The sequence below is a fragment of the Dysgonomonas sp. 520 genome, from assembly GCF_010501095.1.
Classification (GTDB): Bacteria; Bacteroidota; Bacteroidia; order Bacteroidales; family Dysgonomonadaceae; genus QVMP01.
Genome location: NZ_QVMP01000046.1, coordinates 1 through 6,912 on the forward strand (window position 1 = coordinate 1; position 6,912 = coordinate 6,912).

Below are 6,912 nucleotides of genomic sequence, written 5' to 3' on the forward strand. Positions count from 1 at the left end.
ATCTGGGCATATACATTCGATAAATTATACAAACTATAAATAGCAACTTGAATTAATTATCAATATTATTATTTTCTAACTCTAATTCTGCCAAATAGTACAGATATTCTCTTATTTCTTTTATTTCTTCGTTGGTATATTTTCTATTGCCTTTATTCAAAATCTTCTTGCATACATCTAAACTTAACATTAACACTAAATTTACAATGGTGGTAATCCACCCTTATTTCAAGTCTATATATTCCAACTGTTATAGACTACAGTATATACAAAAAACACCCTACACTCAATATTTTTATTGAATGCAATCTTTCTTATCTAGGTATTTTCCCAGATATTTACTCGATGTTTTTGTGATATGAACAAATATATATTTAACATTTTTAAATAACAACCTTTTTTTTGAGAAAAGTGAAATTTTTTTTCAAAAATTTTTCAAGAGAGGGATAAGTGCCTATCAGATTGCTGATTATACAGGGTATGTTTTTAAAACTTTTTAGTAAAGATGGATACCGCCCCCTTCCCCCTCTGAGGATACCTACCCCCTATATAATTGTTTTAACTTTTCGAAGAGTGTTGATGGAAGTGCCTGTTATCTTATTAATATTTCTTAGACTATATCCTTTTCTTAGTAACTTTATATCTTCCACATATTGAGTTTTCATAGTTTCATTGTCCTTTCTAAATCCTGTTTTTCTACCAACTTTACCACCATTAGCCAAATGGTTTTTATAGCCAGATTCAACCCTTTCTCTAATGGTTTTGCGTTCCATGCGTGCGACCTCTGAAAGTATAGTGATTAAGAATTGAGACATGGGATTGATTTGTTTCGTTGGTGTCAAGGTTTCAATGTTATAATTCTGTATATATAAAGATATTTTGTTTTGGTTAAGTAATTCTATGGTTTGTAAGGTTTGTAATGTATCTCTACCTAAACGACTAAGTTCTGTAACTAACACTTTTTCTATCTTGTTAGAATTAACAAAATCAATCATCTTCAAAAGTTCTAGTCTATCTATATTTTTCTTTGCACCAGAAACCTTTTCTGCAAACACCCTTACTACTTTGTAACTGTTTTGAGTTGCAAATGCTGTTAAATCATTGATTTGTCTTTGATAGTCCTGTGTTCCATTCGTTGAACTAACCCTACAATAAACACACACTCTACACATAACTATTATATTTTATTAAAGTGGGGTGTTCCATCCTGCTACTGCATTAAAGTTTTACCAGATTTCAAGGAGAACAGGATTTCACATCCCCACCAAATTTGTTCCATTATTACAGCACAAATATAGTTGTTATATATGATATATCAAATAATAGAGTGTTAAAAATGGTTGAAATAACAGTTATATCAAATATTAATATGTAATTTTATGAGAGAATTATAAATAATGGTACAAACTTATATCTATTATGAATGATAAGAAAGAAAAGAAACCAATAACAGTATATCATGTACACCTCTTTGATGCACCAGAGAATGATATAACTCAAAGTGATTATTACTTTGGCTCTATATCTGCTATTTTTGAACACTTTGATAAGTCTATGATTGGCATACAGGCATCAAGTTTGTACAACTATAACTTTGATGAAATAACCAATCCTATATATGAAAATAAGAAATGTAGGATTAGGAAAAGCATTCTGCTAACAAAATCTAAATCAAAATAGTTGATATAAATAAAATATATCTATTTTTGTAGTGAGCATGTGAGTAAGGCGTTATTCTGGCTCAATTTATTGACAATATAAGAGACATTAATCCATCATTCCTGAACCTGGTAAGTTAAGAATGCAGCATGGATAGTTCAAAGTGTTCCATTTCTCTATATAGCATAGAGGGATGTGGATTTATTGGCTATTGCTGCATACGTTACCAGGCGTCAGGGGTGAATAGTTTTATAATTTCCATGTCCCTTTCTTTATTTAAATCTGTTCATTTGGGAAATTGGTGAGCACAAACTTTTATATAATTATGAAAAAAGTAAATTTATTTCTGGTATTCTTATCCTTGTCCTTCTTTATTATCCTTATTTCTTGCTCTGGAAGTACAGAAAAAAAATCTTCTGATGGCATTAATTCAGTCTACTCTTATACTGAGAGTGAAACAGGAATTATATGGACTTATTATTTGAATGAGGACAGGACTTGTCTTTTAAAAATTACTGACCCAGATGGTAGCAACCCTGTTGAAGATAGATATAGTTGGGATACAAATACACATGGGTGGGTTCGAATGACTCCTTCATCAGGAGGAGCCTCTTATTATATTAGGGATGGTTATCTATATTACACTATTGATGCTGCAAAGTCAAAGTATAATGGAAAAAAAGTAAATAGAATAAGATGATTAATCAACTTAATCTTTTAAGTTAAACTAATACAGAATAAAGTGTGTCAATATATCAATACCAAGATTATATTGACACATTTTTATTTTAATACAAAATTTCAAATCTATAAATGCCAATCAGACCTAAATACCAAAAATCTGCATGAATTGCTACCTTCAGGTGAAATTAGCCAAATACTATATATCAAAGGTGGGGTAACATGGAATTTTTAATACTAATTTTCTGGTATATTTTTCCAATAAAGCTGTAATGATTGGGCTATCTTGGCTCTATGCTCTGGTGATAAGTTTTTACCAAAATTAGGGTTGTTTTGTCCTTTCATGGCTTCACTAATCTTTTGCCTATGCTCGTTGCTTAATTTTCTTGTTGTTCTCATATTTGCATTGTTTGTATGTTATTCATTATTTTATTTGAGTTATTCAACTTATATATAAATATATCATTACTTGTATCTGTTATAGTATATTTATTGTTATAATTGTTTTTATAAATTATTTCTGAATTATTATTAGAAATGAATTTAAAATTTTTATTATCAGAATTATAACTTAAAGAAATTAACGCAGGGAGGGTAGGTTGTAATATACCCTTTGGTGATTGAATTACAGGGATTGGTGAGAGAGAAAGTTTTACCTTTTTCTTGCCCTGATTCTCATAAATGGTTATTGTCCTATCTAAATATTTAGTAAATGTATTGTAAAGAAATTGTTGGTTAAATAAGTCATCAAATGTTAAAGGTTTCTTCTGTTTCTTGATAAACCTTCTGATTTCTTCATATTTCAACCTGACTTCTGCCCTATGTAGATTTTTCATTTGTGGATTTTGTAGTTTATGAAATTCAAGAATATAGTCTTTTCCAGATTCCTTAATTTCTTCATCCTTATCATAACATTCAGTTTCAAAGGTTTTCTTCTTATTCTGAATTAGAATAGTTCTTATCTTATAAGGATTGTTCAAACTACCATGATTGTAGTAAGTAATCTCTTTGATAACCTGATTTCTATCTTCAATATATTTGCCAAGCAACTTTATGGTGTTGGTCTTTTTTCTAAGGTTTCTCCTTATTTCTTGTTCTGGATTAAATTTATAGCAATCCAGAGCAATATCTATTCTGGTGAAATTGTGTAATTGAAGGTTCAAATCTGTCAGTACATGAGGAACATATTTTAGTCTATCCTTATAGAAAACCTCATTACAAACAGTAAATCTTATCAGGTCAGAATGTAAACGACCTACAGGTTTAAAGTCTATTACTCCTATCAAATCACCTTTATAAAAGACTTGGAAAGAATGTTTATATCTTTTCGAAGGGTCTTGTGCTCTTTCTAGTTTAGTGTTGTTAAAGTTAAATTCATGAGCCAATATATAATTGGGGTCATGTTCAACTACATCATTGAAGTTATCTTCTACTGTTGATTCACAGCTAAATACCAATTTATCTAATACAATTGTTGCTGTTGGTTGTTTCTTCTTTTTCTCATTATTCATTAATTTAAATTGCACAACTATATTAGAGATTATACCAAGATAATTATAAGTCAAATTCAATCATATTAGCTATTGATTTCAATCTTTTCATTGACAATCCTAAATAAACTGCATCATCTAATTTTATCTTACCAGTTAAAAACATATCTGCAATTTCAGAATCAGTACATTCTTTACCGATTTTACGAAAAGGTTTATCATCGAATTCATTTACTTCTTTCAAATATTCTGTAAACGATTCTATAGAATCTACTGCAATTGCTATCATAAATATCGATTTTGATTGATTTATGCCATTTAATAAATGGCATAAATCAAATGGTTGACATTATTTAACAATGTTTAATAACATATAAATTTCGAGTAAATAATTTTAATATCTTGATTTTTAACATGTTATAAACTTTTATTATATTTATATAATACAAATACATTGAACAAATTTCAAAAAATCTGTATTACCCCCGTACCTAATAAAATTCGGGACATACAATGAAAGGAATAAAGTCATTTATACATCTAATAAAATCTCTACATGATAGAAAATCATGTATGGAATTTTTAGAAGAGCATAGATGGCAAGGTGTTCCAAAATGCCATCATTGTAATTGTCAGTCAGAAAATCACTATAAACTAAAACCTACTGGGGAATTCAATGGACTATATAAATGCAGATATTGTAGGAAAACATTTAATGTCATAAAAGGGACAATGTTTGAGGGTAGCAAAGTTCCATTAGAAAAATGGTTCTATGCGATATACATATTTCTATCACATAAGAAAGGAATAAGCAGTTTACAATTAGCTAGAGATATCGAAGTTACTCAGGCAACAGCATGGTATATGTTACAGAAAATACGGAGTAATCTAAGTATACCGACGCATGATATACTTGATAGCTTTGATGGAATAGTACAAGTGGACGAGACCTACATTGGTGGTAAAGATAAAGGTCGTATTTGGCAAAATAAAGGTAGAAGCACTAAACAAAAGACAGCAGTAGTCGGTGTAATATCAGATAACAAAGTTTGCGCACTCGTTGTTAAGAATACAGACGGAAACACATTGAAAGGAATAGTTTATGGCTTAATAAAACCGGGTTCGACGGTTGTAACTGATGGTTGGAAAGGATATCTTGGAATATCTAATATGTATGACCATCAAATTGTGAAACATAGTAAGGGCAGCTATAAAAATAAAGAAGGCTATCATACAAATGGAATCGAGGGCTTTTGGTCTCATTTAAAACGTGGTCTAAAGTGCACTTATCATTCGGCAAGTCGTAAACATTTGCAAAAATACTGTGATGAATTCGCTTATACGTACAATACTCGAAAAATATCTGATGTTGAAAGATTTATACTATTTATAACATCAATGCATAAAAGATTTAGTTATTCAGAATTGACTTCTGAACTGGGACGATTTTAATAAAGTTTAGTATATTTGTAATACCCAAAAGGGTAACATAATTATAGGAAGCGTTTAGCTTGTTTCTCATGTGTGAATCTGGACAATTCAAACTATGTTGGGAAAATAGACAAGACGTTCTCCTTTGGTTTGTATATGTGTATATTTCTACATATAAGGCCAAGGGCGTGAGCTGTTTTTCTTATACCAACATAGGGTCGTCCAGAACCTACATATGATATAAGTCTAATAAGTCTCACGCCTTCTTCATTTTTTTATAAATCTCCATTGAGACTACGGAGAAACAAAAACATTTATTTATGAAACAATTAATTAGTGCATTGATGTTATTACTTCTTGCGATATCATCGTTACACTCGCAACAAACGTATTCCGAGAAAGCATCTGAACGTAGGTCTGATGATTACAATTATTGCAGTACAGAATACTCATATCAAATGAATGCAAAAGGTGGTCTTATTGGAACAAATGTCTTTAGTGTTGTTTATCAACCAACAGTATGTCCAATTGGTAAATATGGCTATAGTCATTATCAACAAATGAAAACGGGGAAAGAATCAATGACAATCATTGTCGACCCAAATAATAGAGGAAATAGAACATATAAATATAGTAATACAATCGTTCATTGGTATTATGATGCACGTTCAAAGAAATGGGTTAAACGTTTCAATGATGTCATGTATGGTTTGTATACTTTGGTTCTAAGAGATTACAAGATTACAGGAATATTTACTATACCAGTCGGTCCAATGATCCAGTCATTAAATAGTCCAACATTGATAAAAGGCGCTGTGGGTAAAACTATCGAAGTTGGATATAAGAAAGACGGTGTTTTTACAAGATATGATGATTTACCAGTTGTTAAGAATATAGGTAATTCAGAAATTGATTTTGCAGGTTATCTTGAATCGTTCGTTAAAGATGGTGTTGATATCAAAAGCTTTTATTTTTGGAAAAATGTTATCAATCTAAATTTTGAAGATGAGTCATTTACGGGTGTTCCGATTTTATTTCCTGCATCTTATATGCCTATTACTGGGTATTTATATCCAGTTCATAAGGGGCCATTAGCAAAAGATGATTTGCAAAATCATTTATATGTTGGAATTCCTGATGTGAAATTCGATGGATTTTAAGATATAGTTATAAGATATTTATTATGAATAATTATGCATTTATTGTATAAAAACACACAGAATAGTTTGTATTAATCCTTTTTCGTGAAATATTGTTACTGAAGCTCATGAGTAACTAACATGTAAAATAATCTGAATTTTATTCATAAGACACATATTAAAAGCCATATACGCAAAGAAGACCACCGAAAATCGAGTGGTCTTCTTTTTGTTCAATAAGGCTACATTGTTAACGGATGTCAATAATAGCGATTTTAAAAACTAATAATTATAGAAATCAAACTTTGAAAGATACTCATTGATACATGCACGGATAATTTTTAAAAACCAATTTATGAAAAAATTAAAACGAGCATTTATGAGTATGCTAAAAAATTTGAAACTGATAATTCAGTTTATTGATGAAGAACAATCGCTAAAATTCTTAATCGAACATTACTACTGATGCGTTAATTTTTCAATTTCAACCGTAATAGGTTGATTATATATAA

Annotated in this window: 8 protein-coding genes; 4 read left to right on the plus strand and 4 right to left on the minus strand. The window is 29.9% G+C overall.

Annotation, left to right across the window (positions count from 1 at the left end; all coding sequences use genetic code 11):
- Positions 1 to 545: 545 nt before the first annotated feature.
- Positions 546 to 1,172: a recombinase family protein gene (locus D0T56_RS16235; RefSeq protein WP_163321218.1), complete on the minus strand. Its 627-nt coding sequence runs from the start codon at positions 1,170 to 1,172 to the stop codon at positions 546 to 548.
- A 247-nt stretch (positions 1,173 to 1,419) separates the two neighbouring features.
- Between D0T56_RS16235 and D0T56_RS16240 the strand changes: the two genes are divergently transcribed.
- Both D0T56_RS16240 and D0T56_RS16245 read left to right on the plus strand, forming a co-directional pair.
- Positions 1,420 to 1,680 carry a hypothetical protein gene (locus tag D0T56_RS16240; RefSeq protein ID WP_163320799.1) on the plus strand — a complete coding sequence of 87 codons (261 nt, stop codon included), beginning with the start codon at positions 1,420 to 1,422 and terminating at the stop codon, positions 1,678 to 1,680.
- A gap of 304 nt (positions 1,681 to 1,984) precedes the next feature.
- The gene (locus D0T56_RS16245; protein ID WP_163321219.1) at positions 1,985 to 2,359 is read left to right on the plus strand and encodes a hypothetical protein; all 375 of its coding nucleotides are present in this window, start codon (positions 1,985 to 1,987) and stop codon (positions 2,357 to 2,359) included.
- A gap of 218 nt (positions 2,360 to 2,577) precedes the next feature.
- On the opposite strand, the gene D0T56_RS16250 is transcribed toward D0T56_RS16245, so the two are convergent.
- The 3 genes from D0T56_RS16250 to D0T56_RS16260 are packed head-to-tail and all read right to left on the minus strand — an operon-like array spanning position 2,578 to position 4,119.
- Positions 2,578 to 2,739: an NUMOD3 domain-containing DNA-binding protein gene (locus D0T56_RS16250; protein WP_163321220.1), complete on the minus strand. Its 162-nt coding sequence runs from the start codon at positions 2,737 to 2,739 to the stop codon at positions 2,578 to 2,580.
- Positions 2,736 to 3,851: a hypothetical protein gene (locus tag D0T56_RS16255; RefSeq protein WP_163321221.1), complete on the minus strand. Its 1,116-nt coding sequence runs from the start codon at positions 3,849 to 3,851 to the stop codon at positions 2,736 to 2,738. The genes D0T56_RS16250 and D0T56_RS16255 overlap by 4 nt, the downstream gene beginning before the upstream one ends.
- Positions 3,852 to 3,894: 43 nt before the next feature.
- Positions 3,895 to 4,119, minus strand: a complete 225-nt coding sequence (locus D0T56_RS16260) for a hypothetical protein (RefSeq protein WP_163321222.1) — start codon at positions 4,117 to 4,119, stop codon at positions 3,895 to 3,897.
- A 224-nt stretch (positions 4,120 to 4,343) separates the two neighbouring features.
- Here D0T56_RS16260 and D0T56_RS16265 point away from each other — a divergent pair, with 224 nt between their 5' ends.
- Both D0T56_RS16265 and D0T56_RS16270 read left to right on the plus strand, forming a co-directional pair.
- Entirely contained in the window at positions 4,344 to 5,282 is a 939-nt protein-coding gene (locus tag D0T56_RS16265) for an IS1595 family transposase (RefSeq protein ID WP_163321223.1), read from the plus strand.
- A gap of 299 nt (positions 5,283 to 5,581) precedes the next feature.
- The gene (locus D0T56_RS16270) at positions 5,582 to 6,421 is read left to right on the plus strand and encodes a hypothetical protein (protein WP_163321224.1); all 840 of its coding nucleotides are present in this window, start codon (positions 5,582 to 5,584) and stop codon (positions 6,419 to 6,421) included.
- Positions 6,422 to 6,912 lie beyond the last annotated feature (491 nt).

Bases quoted from the DNA above. Each gene is read 5' to 3' on its own strand.
- D0T56_RS16235 (WP_163321218.1), bottom strand. From the start codon at position 1,172: ATGTGTAGAGTGTGTGTTTATTGTAGGGTTAGTTCAACGAATGGAACA.
- D0T56_RS16245 (WP_163321219.1), top strand. From the start codon at position 1,985: ATGAAAAAAGTAAATTTATTTCTGGTATTCTTATCCTTGTCCTTCTTT.
- D0T56_RS16260 (WP_163321222.1), bottom strand. From the start codon at position 4,119: ATGATAGCAATTGCAGTAGATTCTATAGAATCGTTTACAGAATATTTG.
- D0T56_RS16265 (WP_163321223.1), top strand. From the start codon at position 4,344: ATGAAAGGAATAAAGTCATTTATACATCTAATAAAATCTCTACATGAT.
- D0T56_RS16255 (WP_163321221.1), bottom strand. From the start codon at position 3,851: ATGAATAATGAGAAAAAGAAGAAACAACCAACAGCAACAATTGTATTA.
- D0T56_RS16250 (WP_163321220.1), bottom strand. From the start codon at position 2,739: ATGAGAACAACAAGAAAATTAAGCAACGAGCATAGGCAAAAGATTAGT.
- D0T56_RS16270 (WP_163321224.1), top strand. From the start codon at position 5,582: ATGAAACAATTAATTAGTGCATTGATGTTATTACTTCTTGCGATATCA.
- D0T56_RS16240 (WP_163320799.1), top strand. From the start codon at position 1,420: ATGAATGATAAGAAAGAAAAGAAACCAATAACAGTATATCATGTACAC.